Raw genomic sequence first — 16,338 nt, forward strand, 5'->3', positions numbered from 1 at the left:
TTTCGAAGGCAGCGTGCGGCGCTGTTGATTTCTGAATGCAAACACCATGAGCACGACCACCACACCATCCTTACCCGCTGCTGCCGTCCCAGGCCGCAGCATTGCCGCCTGGTGGCAGGCAGCGCCGTTCACGTTGGTGTTTGCGCTGTTCTTCATCGTCCCGCTGGCGTTGATCGTGATGGTCAGCTTCTGGGATTTCAACGACTATGAGCTGCTGCCCGGGTTCACGTTCAAGAACTACGTGTCCATCTTTGAGGGCTGCGTCGACGTATCAGACGGCCTGTGCGTCACGCTCAAGACGTACTGGTCCACGCTCAAGTTCAGCGTGCTGGTGTGGCTCATCACGCTGGTGATTGGCTTCACCGTGGCCTACTTTTTGGCCTTCCATGTGCGGTCGCCCGGCATGCAGACGCTGCTGTTCGTGCTGTGCACCATTCCGTTCTGGACGTCGAACGTGATCCGCATGATCTCGTGGGTGCCGCTCTTGGGGCGCAACGGGTTGGTGAATCAAACCTTGATGGGCATGAACCTCATCGAGACGCCCATCGAGTGGCTGCTGTTCTCCGACTTCTCTGTGGTGCTCGCCTTTGTGCACCTGTACACCATGTTCATGATCGTTCCCATCTTCAACAGCATGATGCGCATCGACCGAAGCCTCATCGAAGCCGCCAGCGACAGCGGCGCGAGTGGCTGGCAGACGCTGTGGAACGTGATCGTGCCGCTGTCGCGCACCGGCATCATCATCGGCTCTATCTTCGTGCTCACCATTGTGATGGGCGACTTTGTGACCATCGGCGTGATGGGCGGGCAGCAGATCGCGTCTGTGGGCAAGATCATCCAGGTGCAGACGTCGTACCTGCAGTTCCCGCTGGCTGCGGCCAATGCCGTGATCCTGCTGGCCGTGGTGCTGATGATCATCTGGGGCCTCACGCGCCTCGTCGATATCCGCAAGGAGCTGTGAGATGACCACCCGCATCCGCGAAACCCGCCCCGCCAGCTTCTGGCCCCTGGCCATTGTCTTTGCGCTGTTCGTGCTGTTCATGTACGGGCCGATGTTCGTCATCTTCATCCTGAGCTTTCAGGGCCCCGACGGCGGGCTCACCTTTCCGATGCGCGGCGTATCGCTGCACTGGTTCGCCAAGCTGGCCGAAGGCCTGGGCGTGGTGGACATTGGCGCGGCGCTGTGGCGCTCGCTGGGCCTGGGCGTGGCCGTGATGCTGTGCACGGTGGTGCTGTCGGTGCTGGCCGGGCTGGCTTTCCGCAAGCGGCTGGCGGGCGGTAACACCTTGTTCTTCATCGTGGTGGCCAGCCTCATCATGCCGTCCATCATTGTGTCGCTGGGCATTGGGCTGGAGTTCCGGCTCATCGACAACGGCATCAAGGCCGCGCTGGAGTGGCTTGGGATGGAGGGCGCGCTGGAGGGCTACGGCACCTCGCTCGGCCTGTTCACCTCGGCCCTGGGCGCGCACCTCACATGGACGCTGCCGTTTGGCTTGCTCATCATGTTTGCGGTGTTCAACCGCTTCAACCCCGCGTACGAAGAAGCCGCGCGCGACCTGGGCGCTACCCCCTGGCAGGGCTTTGCCCATGTGGTGCTGCCGCTGATCGCGCCGTCGGTGGTGGGCATTGGCATGTTCGGCTTCACGTTGAGCTGGGACGAGATCGCCCGTACCTCGCAAGCCATTGGCGATGTGAACACGCTGCCGCTGGAGCTGCAAGGGCTGACCAGCACCGTGACCACGCCGTCCATCTACGCGCTGGGTACCGTCACCACCGTGGTGTCGTTCGCGGTGATGGGCATCACGCTGGCACTGGTGTGGGCTTTGGGCCGCAGGCGCAAGGGCCGTTCGGGGTAAAAACGGCACCCTTATGACGACCACCCTCCCCAAGCCCCGGCGCGCGCGCGTTGCGGTCACCGAACCGCCTGTTCAGCCCGACACCACCGGTCAACTCAGCGACAACGACATGTACGACCGCATGGTCTCGGCCATCCTGGACCACCGGCTGCCCCCCGGAACCAAGCTGGTGGAAGACAAATTGGCCGCTGCATTTGGCGTGTCACGCACGCGCGTGCGCCCCGTGCTGGTGCGACTGGCCAACGAGCAGGTGGTCACGCTCACGCCCAACCGGGGCGCCTCCATCGCACAGCCCACGCCGCAGGAGGCGCTGGAAGTGTTCGAGGCCCGCCGCCTGCTGGAGCCGCGCCTGGTCGAGCTGTTCATCGCCAACGCCACCGATGCCGACATCGCCGCTCTGCGCACCTGCATCGATGACGAAGAGGCCGCCCGCGCCAGCGGCGACATGCGCCGCGCCATCCGCCTCTCGGGCGACTTTCACCTGCACATCGCTCAGGCAGCAGGGCACCAGACGCTGGGGCGCATCCTGCGCGAGCTGGTTTCGCGCACCTCGCTCATCCTCATGACCTACAGCCCCAGCCATGCCCAGACCCGCGAAGAGGCCACCGCCTGCGGCTGCCGTGAGCACCGGGCGCTGATCGATGCCATTCGCCTGCGCGATGCGCGCGAAGCGCCCCGGCTGATGCTGGCGCACCTGGCGCGCATCGAATCGCAGCTGGAGTTCACGCCGCCTGCGGCAGAGGCGCCCGATCTGGCGCGGTTGCTGGGCGGGGCCTGACTCGCTTTTCACATCCTTCCTCCATGCGCCAACTGCTCGTCATCAACCCCAACATGTCGGCCCATGTCAGTGCCTTGCTGCAGCGGCATGTGCAAGGGGCTGCGGGCTCGCATGTGGCGGTGCGCACGGCCACGGCCCGCTTTGGTGCACCGTACATCGCGTGCGAGGCGAGCTACGCCGTGGCAGCCCACGCCGCGCTCGATGTGTGGGCGCATGAGATCGCACAGCCGCAGCCTGCGCCCGACGCGGTGCTGATCGGCTGCTTTGGCGACCCCGGGCTGATGGCGCTGCGCGAGAGCAGCCCCGTGCCCGTCACCGGCCTGGCCGAAGCGTCGTTCATCGAGGCCGCGCGCCACGGGCGTTTTGCCATCGTCACCGGCGGCGAGCGCTGGGGCCCCATGCTGCAGCGCCTGGCTCAGGCGCTGGGCCACGCCCACGCGTTGGCAGGCATTCACACGGTGGCCCCCACGGGCGCCCAATTGGCGGCTGACCCCGAAGCAGCCCGTGCCTTGCTGGCCCAGGCCTGCCGCGACGTGGTGCGCCAGATGGGCGTGCAGGCCGTCATTCTGGGCGGCGCCGGTCTGGCAGGCATGGCTACCGCCGTGCAGCCCCAGGTGTCGGTACCCGTGATCGACAGCGTGGTGGCAGGCGCCACCTGGGCGCTGCGCGCGCACCCCGTGCCGCCGGAGCGCAAGGTGGCTGGGTTTGATGTGGCGTGGGCGGGGGTGTCGCGGGAGATGGCGACTTTGGGGCTGGCAGGGGTGGTTTGACTGCGCCCAGGGGGAAGTTTAGTATTACGTTTGTAATTACTTGAATGCATGCCATGCACACCCTCAAACTCACCCAGGTCGGTAACTCCGTCGGCGCTATTTTTCCGAAGGAACTGTTGGCGCGATTGCAGTTGGAGAAAGGCGATGAGCTGTATGTGACGGAGTCGCCCGACGGCTTGCGCATCACGACGCATAACCCTGAATTTGAAGCCCAGATGCGCGTGGCGCGCGAGATCATGAAAGAGCGCCGCGCTGTCTTGCACGAGCTGGCCAAATGAGCCAGTGGGTCTGGCTGGACCGTGCCGTCATCGTCGCCATCCATGAAATGCAATTGGCTGAGCACGGTGGCGGTGTGGGTGTACGGGACGCTGGTTTGCTCGATTCAGCATTGGGCAAACCACTGCATCTGAGCCACTACGGAGAGCCTCCGCCAGATGTTGCGGCGCTAGCGGCCTCTTATGGATACGGCATCTCGCGCAACCATCCGTTCGTCGATGGCAACAAGCGCACGGGCTTTGTAGCCGCAGAGCTTTTTTTGCGCCTGAATGGTTGGGCGCTCACTGCCGATGACGCGTCGTGTGTGCTGACCATGCTCGCCGTTGCCGCAGGCGACATCACCGAAGAGGCGTTTGCCGCCTGGCTGCGGGAGCACGCCGTAGCCCGTTGAGTGAAATTAGAAGCTTTTTTGGGCTCTATCGCCTATCCAGAAAGCGCTATAAGCTATAAAAATAATAGCAAAATACTGTGCCTGCTGACTCAGGGCGCCAGCGTCTTCGGCTTGTATTCGCAATACTCGCTCACCACACATTCCCAGCAGCGCGGCTTGCGCGCCTGGCATACATAGCGGCCCAGCAGTATGAGCCAATGGTGCGAGTCCACTGCGTAGGCGGTGGGCACGCGCTTCATCAGTTGCAGCTCCACCGCCAGCGGGTTTTTGCCTGGCGCCAGGCCGGTGCGGTTGCTCACCCGAAAGATGTGCGTGTCCACCGCCATCGTGGGCTGGCCAAAGGCCACGTTCAGCACCACGTTCGCCGTTTTGCGGCCCACGCCGGGCAGGGCCTCCAGCGCTTCGCGCGTGCGGGGCACCTGGCTGCCGTGCTGCTCTACCAGGATGCGGCAGGTCTCCATCAGGTTCTTGGCCTTGGTGCGGTACAGGCCGATGGTCTTGATGTAACCCTCCAGCCCCTCCAGCCCCAGGTCCAGGATGGCCTGCGGCGTGCCCGCCACGGGGAACAGCTTGCGCGTGGCCTTGTTCACGCCCACATCGGTGGCCTGGGCCGACAGCAGCACGGCGGCGAGTAGTTCGAACGGCGTGGTGTATTCCAGCTCCGTATTGGGCATGGGGTTGGCCGCCTTGAGGGTGGAGAAGAAGGGCTCGATCTGGGCGGTTTTCATCATCATCGTTGGCGGGGTGGGGCGGGGGGCTTACTTTTTTTTGGCGGGCGTGGCCGGTGGCGCATTGTCCCGCAGCTGCGCCCGCAAAAACTCCAGGAACATCCGCACCGCAGCGGGCAGGGTGCGGCCGCTCAGGGTCTGCAGCTCGGCGGCGCGGGCGCTCATGCCGGGTTCGCGGATCTGGGCGGCGTGCAGCTCGCCGCGCTGCACCCGGTCGCGCACCGTCACCTCGCCCGAGATGGACAGGCCGCCGCCATGCAGCACAAAGTGCATCAGCGTCTCGAAGTGGTTGCACACCAGCGCGGGCTCAAAGACCAGGCCCCGCTGGCTGCAGCCAATGTCGAACAGCTGGCGCACGGTGTTGTCCCGCTCGGGCAGGGCGATGGGGTAGGCGTGCATCTGCGCCAGCGTGACGGAGTGGGCGCGTGCGAGCGCGTGGTCAGGCCGCATGATGGCAATGACGGGCGCGGCCTGGCGGTGCTGCACGGTGATGTCCCGCTCGGCCGAGCGGCTGTAGGTCAGGCCAATGTCTGCATCGCCGTTGAGCACCGCCACGGTCACAGCTGCGGGGCTGGCCACGCGCAGGTGGAACTGGATGCCGGGGTACTGCAGGCGGAACTGCGCCATCACGCGGGGCAGGAACTCGATGGCAAAACCCGCAGAGCTGCAGATGCGCACCAGCCCCGTGCGCAGGCCCTGCAGCGCCTGGATGTCGGAGACCACGCGGTCGGCCTCCAGCGCGCCGCGCCGGGCATGGGCGGCCAGCAGCTCGCCCGCGGCGCTGGGCGCCATGCCGCGCGGGCGCCGGTCAAACAGCGGCACGCCCAGCAGGTCTTCCAACGCAGCCACCTGGCGGCTTACGGCCGAGGGCGACACATTGAGGCGCGTGGCGGCCTCGCTGACCGAGCCGCTGCGCACCACCTCCAGAAAGTAGCGCAGCGCGGTGTCCTGCAAGCGGCTGGAGAGCATGGGCGGCCTTTTGGGGTATGAATTGCATAAAACGCAAAGATAACCCCAGAAATCGTTGATTGTCGAAACGCAGCGGGCTGCTTATGCTGACTTGCAAATGACACATTCACCGGGCCTAGCACCCATGCCTTCTGCAATCAGCGTCCCCCCAGGCGACACCCCCAGCCGCATCGTGGACTACACGGCCACCGGCCTGTCGCGCGCCATCCATGCTCGGGAGGTCTCCTGCACCGAGGTGCTGGATGCCTACCTGGCCCAGGTGGACCGTCTCAACCCCGTGGTGAACGCCCTGGTGGCAATGGTGGACCGCAACGTCCTGCGCGCGCAGGCGGCGGAGCGCGATGCGCAACTGGCGCGCGGCGAGAGCCTGGGTCCGCTGCACGGTTTTCCGCAGGCGCCCAAGGACATCATGCCCGCTGCGGGCATGGTCACTACGCGGGGCTCGCCCATCTTTGCCGGGCAGGTCTCGGCCACGGATGCGGTGGTGTTCGAGCGCATGCGCGCAGGCGGCGCACTGTTCATTGGCCGCAGCAACTCGCCGGAGTTCGGTCTGGGTGGCCACACCTACAACCCGGTGTACGGCACCACGCGCAATGCCCACAACCCGGCCGTATCGGCAGGTGGCAGCAGCGGCGGGGCGGCCGTGGCCGTCGCACTGCACATGCTGCCCGTGGCGGATGGCTCGGACATGATGGGATCGCTGCGCACGCCAGCGGCCTTCAACAACGTCTATGGGCTGCGCACCTCGTTTGGCCTCGTGCCGCATGGGCCGACGGAGGAAGTGTTCTTCCAGCAGTTCAGCGTGGCCGGGCCCATGGCGCGCAACATCCCTGACCTGGCGCTGCTGCTGTCGGTGCAGGCGGGTTTTGATGCGCGCCTGCCGCTCACGCGCCGGCACGAGGACGTGGCGCTGCTGGGCCAGCCGCTGGAGCGCGACTGGCGCGGGGCTCGCATCGGCTGGCTGGATGACCTGGGTGGCCACCTGCCCACCGAGCCCGGCGTGCTGGCCACCTGCGAGCAGGCATTGGAGCACTTTCGCACCGTGGGCTGCACGGTGGAGTCGGTGGTGCCCGCGTTCGACCTGAAGCAGCTGTGGAACGCCTGGATCGACCTGCGCAGCTTCAGCGTGGCGGGCGCCAATGCGGCCCTGTACCGCAACCCGGCGACCCATGCGCTGCTCAAGCCCGAGGCGGTCTGGGAGATCGAGCGCGGCATGCGCCTGACTGCCTTGCAGGTGTACGACGCGGCCCGCGTGCGCAGCGCGTGGTACCAGGTGCTACGCGGCCTGTTCGAGCAATTCGATTTTTTGGTGCTGCCCGCTGCGCAGGTCTTTCCTTTCGATGCCGATCTGGACTGGCCGCACGAAGTCGGCGGCCGCACCATGGACACCTACCACCGCTGGATGGAGGCCGTGGTGCCCGCCACCATGGCCGGGCTGCCCGCGCTGGCGGCCCCTGCAGGTTTCGGCCCCAGCGGCCTGCCTGCGGGTCTGCAGATCATCGGCCCAGCGCAGTCTGACGCCGCCGTATTGCAGATCGGCCACGCCTACGACCAGGCCAGTGGGTATGCGCGCCAGCGCAGTCCGTTGCTGGATTGATAAGAACCTGTTCAAAATCTTTTCGGGGATCGCATTGGAGTGCAATCGTGATGAGTGGATGCTTCGGGTGCGCCGCATGGGCTCATGCCCATGCAAGCGGCCGGGGCGCCAAAACTCCAAATTCATCGGCCCGATTTCACTCCAACCCTTCGGGCAAGTGCCTTGCCGGGCGGTCTGCGGCGTTGCACCGCTTGCCAATAGCACAGGCTATTGGCCGCGCGCTGCGCCTTGCATCCCATCCCGGCAAGGGACTTGTGCGACCTCGAAAAGATCTTGAACAGCTTCTAAGGGCCTGGCCGCTCGCCGTTCCGTCCCACACCGTTACCCCCCTCGCTTTTGTCAACGTGCTTTCTGGAGAGCTTCACCATGCTGCGTTCCCGCTTCGTATCGAGTCTTCTGCTCAGCGCCCTGGTATTGGGCGCGCCCGGCCTGGCGCAGGCACAGACTTACCCTGACCGGCCCATCAAGCTGGTCGTGCCTTTTGCAGCAGGTGGCGCCACCGATATCCTGGGGCGGTTGCTGGCCACAGCCCTGGGCGAGCGCCTGGGGCAGCCCATGGTGGTCGAGAACCGACCCGGCGCGGGCACAGTGGTGGCGGCGTCCGTGGTGGCCAAGGCGCCTGCTGACGGCTACACGCTGCTGCGCGGGTCCAACACCACGCTCACGATGAACCCGGCCATTCGCACGAACCTGCCGTACGACCCCCTCAAGAGCTTCACGCCCCTGCCCCTGGTGGCCGACATGGGGTTGCTGCTGGTGGCCCACAACGACACCCCGGGCAAGTCGCTCAAGGACATCGTGGCCCAGGCCAAGGCGGCGCCGGACAAGTTTTCGTATGGCGCTTAGAGCCTGTTCAAGGTCTTTTCGGGGATCGCATTGGAGTGCAATCGGGATGAGTGGATGCTTCGGGTGCGCCGCATGGGCTCATGCCCATGCAAGCAGCCGGGGCGTCCAATCGCCCGATTTCACTCCAACCCTTCGGGCAAGTGCCTTGCCGGGCGGTCTGCGGCGTTCCGGCGCTTGCCAATAGCCGAGCTATTGGCTGCGCCCCGCGCCTTGCATCCCATCCCGGCAAGGTACTTGTGCGACCCCGAAAAGACCTTGAACAGGTTCTTCTGGCACCGGCTCGTCGGTGCACTTTGGCGCCGAGATGCTCAAGACCACTGCAGGGTTTCCGATGATGCATGTGCCTTTCAACGGCAGCTCGCCCAGCCTGACGGCGCTGATGGGCGGGCAGGTGCAACTGGCGGTGGACACCGTGGTGGCGTCCACTCCGCTCATCAAGTCCGGCAAGATCAAGGCGATTGCCGCGCTCAGCCCGCAGCGCCTGGCCCTGCTGCCCAACGTGCCCACGGTGGCCGAAAGCGGCTACCCCGGCTTTGACATGGGTTCCTGGTTTGCCTTTGTGGGGCCCGCAGGGCTGCCCGCACCTGTGCAGAAAAAGCTGGAAAAGGCCCTGGCCGAGACCCTGGCCTCGGCGGAGTTCAAGAAGAAGATGGTGGATATCGGCCTGACGCCGCTGGGTGGCAATGGCGACGCGCTGCGCGCGCGCATTGAGCGCGAGCTGCCACTGATGCGTGCCGTGGCGGCACGGGCGGATATCCGGGTGGATTGACTGCCGCTGCTGGAACCTGGCTGATCAGCCTGTCAGCGCCGCCCGACAGGTTTCAGCGCGCCCGCTGGACCGGAATACACAGCCAGCACGGAAAGCGCCCCGTGGCCGGGTCCACCGCAAAGTCCTCGTCGTAGATCTCCAGCGCAGCGCGGGGCTCCCATTCCCAGCCGTCGGGGATCTGGCCCGGCGCGCCCATCTGGGCCCAGGCGGCAGCGATCTCGGGTCCCGTGCCCACAAAGTGCATGCAAGCGTAGTCGCCGCCTTCGTAGTCCATCACCTGCACATCGGGCCCGGTGCGCAGGCCCACGCCAATCTGCACTGCTGCGTCATAGCGGCACTGCTCGGGTGGCGTGCAGGCCGGGTCGTCGTGGCTGAAGCCGTAGAACTTGGGGCGCGGATCATTCAAGCGGTTGGCGGCGCACCACGCGCCAAAGCGCTCCCACAACTCGGTCAGGCCCGGGTGGCCGTAGGCGCCGGTGTGGCGCATGGTGGCAAGGCGCATGCGGGGCAGGGTGCGGATGGTCAGGGTCATGGCGGGCGGGGCAATGGCGGTGGAGGGGAAACCCAGTTTAGAGCCATCTCGGACGGACACCGCATGAATCCTGCGTCGCAATTGGCGACAATGCACGGTTTGTTGCCAACCACTTCTGTCCACGCCATGCAATTTGCCGACCGCCTGAACAACGTAGAAACCTCCGCCATTCGCGAGCTTTTCAAGCTGCTGGGCAAGCCCGGCATCATCAGCTTTGCAGGCGGATTCCCCGACAGCGCGATGTTCGACGTGGAAGGCATTCGCGCCGCCAGCAATGCTGCCCTGGCCGAAGAACCCGGCGCCGCGCTGCAATACGGTGCCACCGAAGGCTACAACCCGCTGCGCGAGCAACTGGCCGCCTTCATGACCAGCAAGGGCGCCAAGGATGTGGCTGCCGACCACCTCATCGTCACCACCGGCAGCCAGCAGGCGCTGGACCTGCTGGGCAAGACGCTCATCAGCCCCGGCGACAAGGTGATCGTAGAAGGCCCCACGTTCCTGGCCACCATCCAGTGCTTTCGCCTGTACGGCGCCGAACTCATCAGTGCGCCCATCGACGGCAACGGCGTGAAGACCGACGAGCTGGAAAAGCTCATCGCCGAGCACAAGCCCAAGTTCGTCTACCTGATCCCCACCTTCGGCAACCCCAGCGGCGCCATGCTGAGCCTGGAGCGCCGCAAGGCCGTGCTGGAGATGGCGGTGAAGCACAACACGCTGATCGTCGAGGACGACCCCTACGGCGACCTGTACTTTGGCGATGCGCCTCCACCCAGCCTGCTCAACCTGTCGGCCACCGTGCCCGGCAGCCGCGATCTGCTGGTGCACTGCGGCAGCTTGAGCAAAGTGCTGTCGCCCGGCCTGCGCGTGGGCTGGATGATTGCCCCGGCCGAGCTGCTGGGCAAGGCCACCATGTGCAAGCAGTTCAGCGATGCACACACCAGCACCTTTGCGCAGGCCACGGCCGCGCAGTACCTCAAGGCCGGCCGCATGCCTGGCACCCTGGCCCATGTGCGCAAGGTGTACGCCGAGCGCGCCCAGGCCATGGGCGATGCGCTGCGCAAGGAGCTGGGCGACGCCATCGAGTTTGTGCAGCCCCAGGGCGGCCTGTTCGTGTGGGCGCGCCTCACGGGTGCGGGCGGCAAGGTGGCCGACGGCAATGTGCTGGCCAAGCGCGCGATTGAAAAGGGCGTGGCCTTTGTGCCCGGCACGCCGTTCTTCTGCGCCAACCCCGACCACGCCACCTTCCGCCTGTCGTTCGCGACGGCCGATGTGGACAAGATCCGCGAAGGCGTAGCGCGCCTGGGCCAGGCGATCTGACGCCTCCATGTCCGACGCCAACGATCTCACCAGCATCCTCCAGCGTCTAGAAAGCCTGGAGATCAAGGCCAGCTTTACCGAAGACCTGCTGGACCAGCTGAACATGACCATCTACCAGCAGCAGCAACTGATCGACCGGTTGACGCACGAGGTCATACAGCTGCGCCAGCAGGCGCCCGAAGGCGGCTCGAACGGCCCGCGCAACCTGCGCGACGAACTGCCGCCGCATTACTGATCGGAGTTGATCCGATCGCTCGGTCTATGCCCTGACGGACCGCCAGGCGGCCTCGGCCAGCTCGGTGCGGTAGGTAGTCGGCGAGGGCAAACCAACCTGGGCCCCATTGCCCGACAGCCAGGCCCTGCAGTAGCTCTGCACCGGCCCCATCACCAACGACGGCATCAGCTCGCACGGCAGGTCGCGCAGCGCGCCGGACCGGCGGTGGGGCTCAAACCACGCCACCAGCGCCTGGTTGCGGCGCCGCGCGGCCTCGACCAGGTCCGGCGTGCGCGGGCCGGCGGCCACGGCGCCCCGCGCCTGGAACAGAAAACGCGCCCGCTCGGGCTGTGCCACCACCCAGTCCAGATAGCCCGTGACCAGGGCCTGTACACCCGCCTCCACGCCCTGGGCGGCATCCAGCTGCGCCTGCACGCTGCGCGACTGGTCGTGATAGATCTCGAAGAACAACGCCGCCACGATGCCGTCGCGGTTGCCAAAGTGGTGGTAAATGCTGCCTACGCTGGCCCCGCAGCGCGCGCGCACGCCGTCGATGGTGACCGCATCCACGCCGCCTTCGGCCGCGCAGGCCAGGGCGGCGTTCAGGATGTCCTGGCGGCGGTCGGTAGGGGCTTCGGCAGGGGATGAAGTGGGGGGCGGGGAATTGCGGCTTGCCATGGAATGGGATTCTAGAATAAAGTTCTAGAAAAACCTTCTAGTCCACGATCCTCCCATGCATTCCTCTCCTCCAATGGCCGCTCCTGCCGCCCCTGCAGCCGCTGCCTCCATGCCCGGCGCCGCCTTGTACCCGCACCTGCTTGCCCCGCTCGATCTGGGCTTCACCACCCTCAAGAACCGTGTGCTCATGGGCTCCATGCACACGGGGCTGGAGGACGGGCGCGACCTCTCGCGCATGGCGGCGTACTTCCGCGAGCGGGCCGAGGGGGGTGTGGGCCTGATCGTTACGGGGGGCTTTGCACCCAACATTGCGGGCTGGGCCAAGCCGTTTGCAGGCACGCTGGCAACGTCTGGCGCGGCCAAGCGCCACCGCGTGGTGACCGAGGCCGTGCATGCAGCGGGCGGCAAGATCGCGCTGCAGATCCTGCACACGGGCCGTTACGCCTACCACCCGCTGGCCGTGGCGCCATCGCGGCTGCAGTCGCCGATTTCGCCGTTCACGCCGTTTGCGTTGTCGGCACGCGGGGTGGATCGCCAGATACGCGCGTTCGTCAATTGCGCAGTCAAGGCGCGCGAGGCTGGCTACGACGGCGTGGAGGTGATGGGCTCCGAGGGCTATTTCATCAACCAGTTCCTGTCGCAGGCCACCAACCTGCGGCGCGATGAATGGGGCGGTGACTACAGCCACCGCATGCGCCTGCCGGTGGAGATCATCGGCCGCATGCGCGAGGCCGTTGGCAAGGACTTCATCATCATCTACCGCCTGTCGATGATCGACCTGGTGCCCGGCGGCAGCGCGTGGGACGAGATCGTCACCCTGGGCAAGGCCGTGGCCACGGGCGGAGCGAACATCGTCAACACCGGCATTGGCTGGCACGAGGCGCGGGTGCCCACCATTGCCACCAGCGTGCCCCGCGCAGCGTTCGCCTGGGTCACGCAGAAGATGAAGGCCGAGTTTGCGGCCGCAGGCATCACCACGCCGCTGGTCACGTCCAACCGCATCAACACGCCCGAGGTGGCCGAGCAGGTGCTGGCCGATGGCTGCGCCGACATGGTGTCGATGGCGCGCCCGCTGCTGGCCGATGCGGCCTTTGTGAAGAAGGCTGCGCAGGGCCGGGCCGACCGCATCAACACCTGCATCGCCTGCAACCAGGCCTGCCTGGACCATGTGTTCCAGAACAAGACCAGCAGTTGCCTGGTCAACCCGCGCGCCTGCCATGAGACCGAGCTGGTCTATCGCCCCGTTGCATCGCGCAAGCGCGTGGCCGTGGTCGGCGCCGGGCCCGCAGGCCTGACGGCCGCCACGGTGGCGGCCGAGCGTGGGCATGAGGTGCATCTGTTTGACGCTGCACTCGCCATCGGCGGCCAGCTCAACATGGCCAAGGTGATTCCGGGCAAGGAAGAGTTCCACGAAATGCTGCGTTACCTGGCCACGCGCGTGGAAGACACAGGCGTGCAACTGCACCTGAACCGCAAGGTCGCAGCCGCCGATCTGGCGGGCTTTGACGAGGTCGTTGTTGCGACCGGCGTGGAGCCGCGCGACCCGAAGATCCCCGGCCAGGACCACCCCAAGGTGCTGAGCTACATCGACGTGTTGCGCCACGGCAAGCCGGTGGGCGAGCGCGTGGCCATCATCGGCGCAGGCGGCATCGGCTTTGACGTGGCCGAATTCCTCACGCATGGCGACCACCCCTCCACCACGCTCGATTTGCCCGCCTGGAAGGCCGAGTGGGGCATCACCGACCCGGCCGAAGCGCGCGGTGGCCTGGCCGCCAGCGGCCCGCGCGTGACGGCCCCTGCACGGCAGGTGACGCTGCTGCAGCGCAAGAAGGGCAAGCTGGGCAACGGCCTGGGCAAGACCACGGGCTGGATCCACCGCACGGTGCTGAAGATGAAAGCGGTGGAGATGGTGGGCGGCGTGAACTACGAGCGCATTGCCGACGAAGGGCTGCTGGTGTCGTATGGCGAGAAGCGCGAAGACCCGACCTGGATTCCGTGCGACACCATAGTGCTGTGCGCGGGCCAGGTGCCGTTGCGCAGCCTGGCGCAGGACCTGGAGGCCCAGGGCCGCAAGCCCCACCTGATCGGTGGTGCGCTGGAGGCGGGTGAGCTGGACGCCAAGCGCGCCATCGACCAGGCGGCGCGGCTGGCGGCGCGCCTGTAGACCGGTGTGTGGATTGCCTGCGGGGAGCTCACAGGGACTCACAGGGCCTGTCAGGCGCATTGTTGAGGTTGTTTTGGCCGGTAGCGCTAGTGAATCATGCCTGAGTAGCTATTGTTTTGATAGTGAATGCAATGCACAGACTGCCGTGCCGGGCCGCCGCCGCTGTGCGCGCGCAGCCCCTCAGGCGGTCGGATGCAAGGCGTTGAACACCCGCAGCGCCGCCCAGGCGTCGTTGGCTGCGTAGACCAGCTGGGCCTCGCTCAGCCGGGCGTTAGCCCAGTTGGAGGTGGCGGCCTTTTTAGACTTGATGAAACGCCGGTTGAACAGCACGGCCACGGCCCCTTTCACGCCCATGTCCTTGCGGTAGCCGTGTTGGCGGAACACGGTGTTCAGCTCCAGCACATCGGCGGGCTGCACGCCCAGCTTGTGCTGGATGCGCTTGGTGTCGTCGCCCAGCCCAAAGCCTGCCTTGGTCACACCGCGCAAGGCCAGCAGCTCGGCCACACGCGCGCGGCAGCCGGGGTCGTGCAGCTGGAACACCCAGGCCCGCTCCAGTGTGGCCAGTTGCACGATGTGCGGGCCGTCCGACGCCTCGCCCTGCACAAAGGTGGGTTTGGATTCGGTGTCAAAACCCCAGGCGCTCGCACCGGCCAGCGCATCGCAAGCCTGGTCGGCCTGGGCAGGTGTGGAGACGAGGGCGATGCGGTCCAGGCCCAGGCGTTCAAAGGGCTCCAGCAGCGCGATCTGGTCTTTGTCGGGTGTGGGGCGCGGGGCGGTGTGCGCAGAGGGTTGGCGGGGCGTGGAGGGCGGCTGGCGCCGCGAAGGAGGAGAGTCCGTCATGCGGGCCATTGTGACGTGCAGGTGGCCCTTCAGCGTTTGCCGGTTTTGCGCAGGCGGGGCGCCTCTGCGATCTGCGCCAGGGCCTGCTCGCAGGCGGCCACCGACTGGGCTTGCCGCCCTGCCAGCCAGCCCGCGCCAAACCAGGCGTTCGGCTCGCCCGACTCTGCCAGTTCGCGGTACAGCACCGCCGCCACACGCTCGTCGTTCAGGCGGCCCAGGGCCGACAGCGCAGGCTGCAGGCTGTCGAGAAACCGGGTGCTGTGCGCATCCAGTGCGGGCGCCACAAAATCGGTGAGGTAACGCAGGCGCTTGAGTCGTTTGCGCAGCCGGTGCTGTGCCTGGGGCGTGCGCGTGGCAAAACCCCGTGCGCCTTTTTGCACCTGGGCATGCAGTGCGCGCAGGCGCTGCTGCAGCAGGCGGCGCGTGGCACGGGCGTCCAGACCTTCTGGGGCACTGCCCGTGGCATCCAGCCCTGGGGTGGTAAAGGCCATCAGATGCACCAGCGCTTCCTGAAAGGCCGCATCGCGCACGATGTGTTGTGTAGCCTGGGCCTCCAGCCCGGTAGCGCCGTTCGGGTGGGTGGACAGGGGCGGCGCTCCGGCATCGCGCAGTTCGGCACCGATACGTTGCATCACCTGGCTGCGGTCCCGCAGGTGGCCGAGCTGCTGGAACACATGGACCAGGGGCGGCTCCCAGGCGGGGTCCAGGTGGCCCGGGGCCAGCGGTGCCAGCTCGCGCAGGGCGGTGCGCAGGCGGCGGATGCCGATGCGCAACTGGTGCAGTTGCTTTTCATCGTTGGACCCTTCAGCCAGGTCGCTGGCAGGGCCCAGGATCTGCTGCAGGCACTGCGCCACCACGGCGCGCTGCAGGGCCAGCCCGGCGGGCAGTTGCTGGTACAGGGGGGAAGGGGACCGGGCCTTGCGGGGCGAACTGCTATCGGGTGCGGCCAGCAGGCGCTCGCCCCGTTCGGCCTTGGACACGGTGCTCAGATACAGCCCATGCCGCGTGGCCCACTGCGCGGCGAGCGCTGCAAGGCCCGTCACGGGCCCGGTCTTCAGTTCCAGCTCCAGCTCGCAAATGGGGGCTTCGGCCTGCCGCGCTGTGCCCCGGTGGGCCACCACCCGGCCGGTGTCCAGCGCCAGCTCGACCACGGTTCCCTGGCGGGTGATGTCGCGGGTCAGCCGGTCCATCTCGGTGCCATAGGTCTCGACGAGGGGGCTGCCTGCGGCTTGCAACGCCTGCTGCAGCCGCGCGCCCGCCACGGTGCCACTGTGCAACTGAGGTTGGGGCTCGGGCGCGGTGCCTTCGGTGGCGGGGCCGCGTGCGACGTTGTGCTCCTGCCGGTCCAGCGGGCCATCGCCCAGCGCCTTGACGGTTTGCACCCACTGGTCGCCCTCACGCCGCAGGCGAAACGCAATGCCGCGTGACCCCAGTGCGCCGTCGGGCGTGTCGAAGTAGCGGGCCTCCATACGGATAGCGGTACACCGGCCCCGGCGCAATGCCGCTTGCACAGCGGCCAGGCGCTCGGGCGGGATGCAGAATTTGAATTCGATTTCCATGATGGCGGCATTATCCTGTGGTATTCCCTTCACAGGGCGATGCCGGATCAAGAT

General features: G+C 66.6%; 16 protein-coding genes and 2 pseudogenes. 12 read left to right on the forward strand and 6 right to left on the reverse strand.

Translation table 11 applies throughout. From position 1 onward, the window contains the following. The first annotated feature begins 46 nt into the window (after window positions 1-46). The 6 genes from ACODSU_RS10740 to ACODSU_RS10765 are packed head-to-tail and all read left to right on the forward strand — an operon-like array spanning window position 47 to window position 4,071. On the forward strand, window positions 47-961 hold the full coding sequence (locus ACODSU_RS10740; RefSeq protein WP_488842255.1) for an ABC transporter permease: 915 nt from the start codon (window positions 47-49) through the stop codon (window positions 959-961). A gap of 1 nt (window position 962) precedes the next feature. Then, a complete protein-coding gene (locus tag ACODSU_RS10745) occupies window positions 963-1,856 on the forward strand; it encodes an ABC transporter permease (protein ID WP_488842256.1) in 894 nt (297 codons plus the stop codon). 13 nt (window positions 1,857-1,869) lie between these two features. Then, complete coding sequence (locus tag ACODSU_RS10750) at window positions 1,870-2,634, forward strand: GntR family transcriptional regulator (RefSeq protein ID WP_488842258.1); 765 nt, start codon at window positions 1,870-1,872, stop codon at window positions 2,632-2,634. A 23-nt stretch (window positions 2,635-2,657) separates the two neighbouring features. Next, on the forward strand, window positions 2,658-3,404 hold the full coding sequence (locus ACODSU_RS10755; protein ID WP_110961142.1) for an aspartate/glutamate racemase family protein: 747 nt from the start codon (window positions 2,658-2,660) through the stop codon (window positions 3,402-3,404). A 53-nt stretch (window positions 3,405-3,457) separates the two neighbouring features. Continuing rightward, entirely contained in the window at window positions 3,458-3,682 is a 225-nt protein-coding gene (locus tag ACODSU_RS10760) for an AbrB/MazE/SpoVT family DNA-binding domain-containing protein (protein ID WP_056169497.1), read from the forward strand. After that, window positions 3,679-4,071: a type II toxin-antitoxin system death-on-curing family toxin gene (locus ACODSU_RS10765; RefSeq protein ID WP_060987605.1), complete on the forward strand. Its 393-nt coding sequence runs from the start codon at window positions 3,679-3,681 to the stop codon at window positions 4,069-4,071. The genes ACODSU_RS10760 and ACODSU_RS10765 overlap by 4 nt, the downstream gene beginning before the upstream one ends. 89 nt (window positions 4,072-4,160) lie before the next feature. Here ACODSU_RS10765 and nth read toward each other — a convergent pair whose 3' ends face one another. Together nth and ACODSU_RS10775 are read right to left on the reverse strand one after the other, a co-directional pair. After that, complete coding sequence (nth, locus tag ACODSU_RS10770; RefSeq protein WP_488842440.1) at window positions 4,161-4,799, reverse strand: endonuclease III; 639 nt, start codon at window positions 4,797-4,799, stop codon at window positions 4,161-4,163. Between the two features lie 30 nt (window positions 4,800-4,829). Further along, the gene (locus tag ACODSU_RS10775) at window positions 4,830-5,768 is read right to left on the reverse strand and encodes a LysR family transcriptional regulator (protein WP_488842261.1); all 939 of its coding nucleotides are present in this window, start codon (window positions 5,766-5,768) and stop codon (window positions 4,830-4,832) included. Between the two features lie 124 nt (window positions 5,769-5,892). Here ACODSU_RS10775 and ACODSU_RS10780 point away from each other — a divergent pair, with 124 nt between their 5' ends. From ACODSU_RS10780 to ACODSU_RS10790, 3 genes and pseudogenes are all read left to right on the forward strand, one after another. Beyond that, window positions 5,893-7,365 (forward strand): amidase, encoded by a 1,473-nt coding sequence (locus ACODSU_RS10780; protein ID WP_488842263.1) that lies wholly within the window; start codon window positions 5,893-5,895, stop codon window positions 7,363-7,365. A 366-nt stretch (window positions 7,366-7,731) separates the two neighbouring features. Next, window positions 7,732-8,208 (forward strand): annotated as a pseudogene (locus ACODSU_RS10785) (Bug family tripartite tricarboxylate transporter substrate binding protein); the annotation flags it as partial. A 270-nt stretch (window positions 8,209-8,478) separates the two neighbouring features. Then, window positions 8,479-8,980 (forward strand): annotated as a pseudogene (locus ACODSU_RS10790) (Bug family tripartite tricarboxylate transporter substrate binding protein); the annotation flags it as partial. Window positions 8,981-9,032: 52 nt separating this feature from the next. Here ACODSU_RS10790 and ACODSU_RS10795 read toward each other — a convergent pair. Next, on the reverse strand, window positions 9,033-9,512 hold the full coding sequence (locus ACODSU_RS10795) for an AraC family transcriptional regulator (RefSeq protein WP_488842265.1): 480 nt from the start codon (window positions 9,510-9,512) through the stop codon (window positions 9,033-9,035). A 126-nt stretch (window positions 9,513-9,638) separates the two neighbouring features. Between ACODSU_RS10795 and ACODSU_RS10800 the strand changes: the two genes are divergently transcribed. Continuing rightward, window positions 9,639-10,829: an aminotransferase-like domain-containing protein gene (locus tag ACODSU_RS10800; protein WP_209820081.1), complete on the forward strand. Its 1,191-nt coding sequence runs from the start codon at window positions 9,639-9,641 to the stop codon at window positions 10,827-10,829. Window positions 10,830-10,836: 7 nt separating this feature from the next. After that, complete coding sequence (locus ACODSU_RS10805) at window positions 10,837-11,064, forward strand: SlyX family protein (RefSeq protein WP_056638363.1); 228 nt, start codon at window positions 10,837-10,839, stop codon at window positions 11,062-11,064. A 24-nt stretch (window positions 11,065-11,088) separates the two neighbouring features. On the opposite strand, the gene ACODSU_RS10810 is transcribed toward ACODSU_RS10805, so the two are convergent. Further along, window positions 11,089-11,721, reverse strand: a complete 633-nt coding sequence (locus ACODSU_RS10810) for a TetR/AcrR family transcriptional regulator (RefSeq protein ID WP_488842268.1) — start codon at window positions 11,719-11,721, stop codon at window positions 11,089-11,091. A 109-nt stretch (window positions 11,722-11,830) separates the two neighbouring features. On the opposite strand from ACODSU_RS10810, the gene ACODSU_RS10815 reads away from it, so the two are divergent. Continuing rightward, complete coding sequence (locus ACODSU_RS10815; RefSeq protein WP_488842441.1) at window positions 11,831-13,885, forward strand: oxidoreductase; 2,055 nt, start codon at window positions 11,831-11,833, stop codon at window positions 13,883-13,885. Between the two features lie 180 nt (window positions 13,886-14,065). Here the strand turns inward: ACODSU_RS10815 and ACODSU_RS10820 are convergent, their stop codons facing one another. Both ACODSU_RS10820 and ACODSU_RS10825 read right to left on the reverse strand, forming a co-directional pair. Then, window positions 14,066-14,725: a 3'-5' exonuclease gene (locus ACODSU_RS10820; RefSeq protein WP_488842270.1), complete on the reverse strand. Its 660-nt coding sequence runs from the start codon at window positions 14,723-14,725 to the stop codon at window positions 14,066-14,068. Between the two features lie 29 nt (window positions 14,726-14,754). Next, a complete protein-coding gene (locus ACODSU_RS10825; protein ID WP_488842272.1) occupies window positions 14,755-16,284 on the reverse strand; it encodes a CYTH and CHAD domain-containing protein in 1,530 nt (509 codons plus the stop codon). Between the last annotated feature and the right edge of the window lie 54 nt (window positions 16,285-16,338).

This window comes from Acidovorax sp. FG48, assembly GCF_057809085.1.

Excerpts from the sequence above, each read along its gene's own strand:
- ACODSU_RS10740 (WP_488842255.1), top strand. The coding sequence starts at position 47 with ATGAGCACGACCACCACACCATCCTTACCCGCTGCTGCCGTCCCAGGC.
- ACODSU_RS10745 (WP_488842256.1), top strand. The coding sequence starts at position 963 with ATGACCACCCGCATCCGCGAAACCCGCCCCGCCAGCTTCTGGCCCCTG.
- ACODSU_RS10750 (WP_488842258.1), top strand. The coding sequence starts at position 1,870 with ATGACGACCACCCTCCCCAAGCCCCGGCGCGCGCGCGTTGCGGTCACC.
- ACODSU_RS10755 (WP_110961142.1), top strand. The coding sequence starts at position 2,658 with ATGCGCCAACTGCTCGTCATCAACCCCAACATGTCGGCCCATGTCAGT.
- ACODSU_RS10760 (WP_056169497.1), top strand. The coding sequence starts at position 3,458 with ATGCACACCCTCAAACTCACCCAGGTCGGTAACTCCGTCGGCGCTATT.
- ACODSU_RS10765 (WP_060987605.1), top strand. The coding sequence starts at position 3,679 with ATGAGCCAGTGGGTCTGGCTGGACCGTGCCGTCATCGTCGCCATCCAT.
- nth (WP_488842440.1), bottom strand. The coding sequence starts at position 4,799 with ATGAAAACCGCCCAGATCGAGCCCTTCTTCTCCACCCTCAAGGCGGCC.
- ACODSU_RS10775 (WP_488842261.1), bottom strand. The coding sequence starts at position 5,768 with ATGCTCTCCAGCCGCTTGCAGGACACCGCGCTGCGCTACTTTCTGGAG.
- ACODSU_RS10780 (WP_488842263.1), top strand. The coding sequence starts at position 5,893 with ATGCCTTCTGCAATCAGCGTCCCCCCAGGCGACACCCCCAGCCGCATC.
- ACODSU_RS10795 (WP_488842265.1), bottom strand. The coding sequence starts at position 9,512 with ATGACCCTGACCATCCGCACCCTGCCCCGCATGCGCCTTGCCACCATG.
- ACODSU_RS10800 (WP_209820081.1), top strand. The coding sequence starts at position 9,639 with ATGCAATTTGCCGACCGCCTGAACAACGTAGAAACCTCCGCCATTCGC.
- ACODSU_RS10805 (WP_056638363.1), top strand. The coding sequence starts at position 10,837 with ATGTCCGACGCCAACGATCTCACCAGCATCCTCCAGCGTCTAGAAAGC.
- ACODSU_RS10810 (WP_488842268.1), bottom strand. The coding sequence starts at position 11,721 with ATGGCAAGCCGCAATTCCCCGCCCCCCACTTCATCCCCTGCCGAAGCC.
- ACODSU_RS10815 (WP_488842441.1), top strand. The coding sequence starts at position 11,831 with ATGCCCGGCGCCGCCTTGTACCCGCACCTGCTTGCCCCGCTCGATCTG.
- ACODSU_RS10820 (WP_488842270.1), bottom strand. The coding sequence starts at position 14,725 with ATGACGGACTCTCCTCCTTCGCGGCGCCAGCCGCCCTCCACGCCCCGC.
- ACODSU_RS10825 (WP_488842272.1), bottom strand. The coding sequence starts at position 16,284 with ATGGAAATCGAATTCAAATTCTGCATCCCGCCCGAGCGCCTGGCCGCT.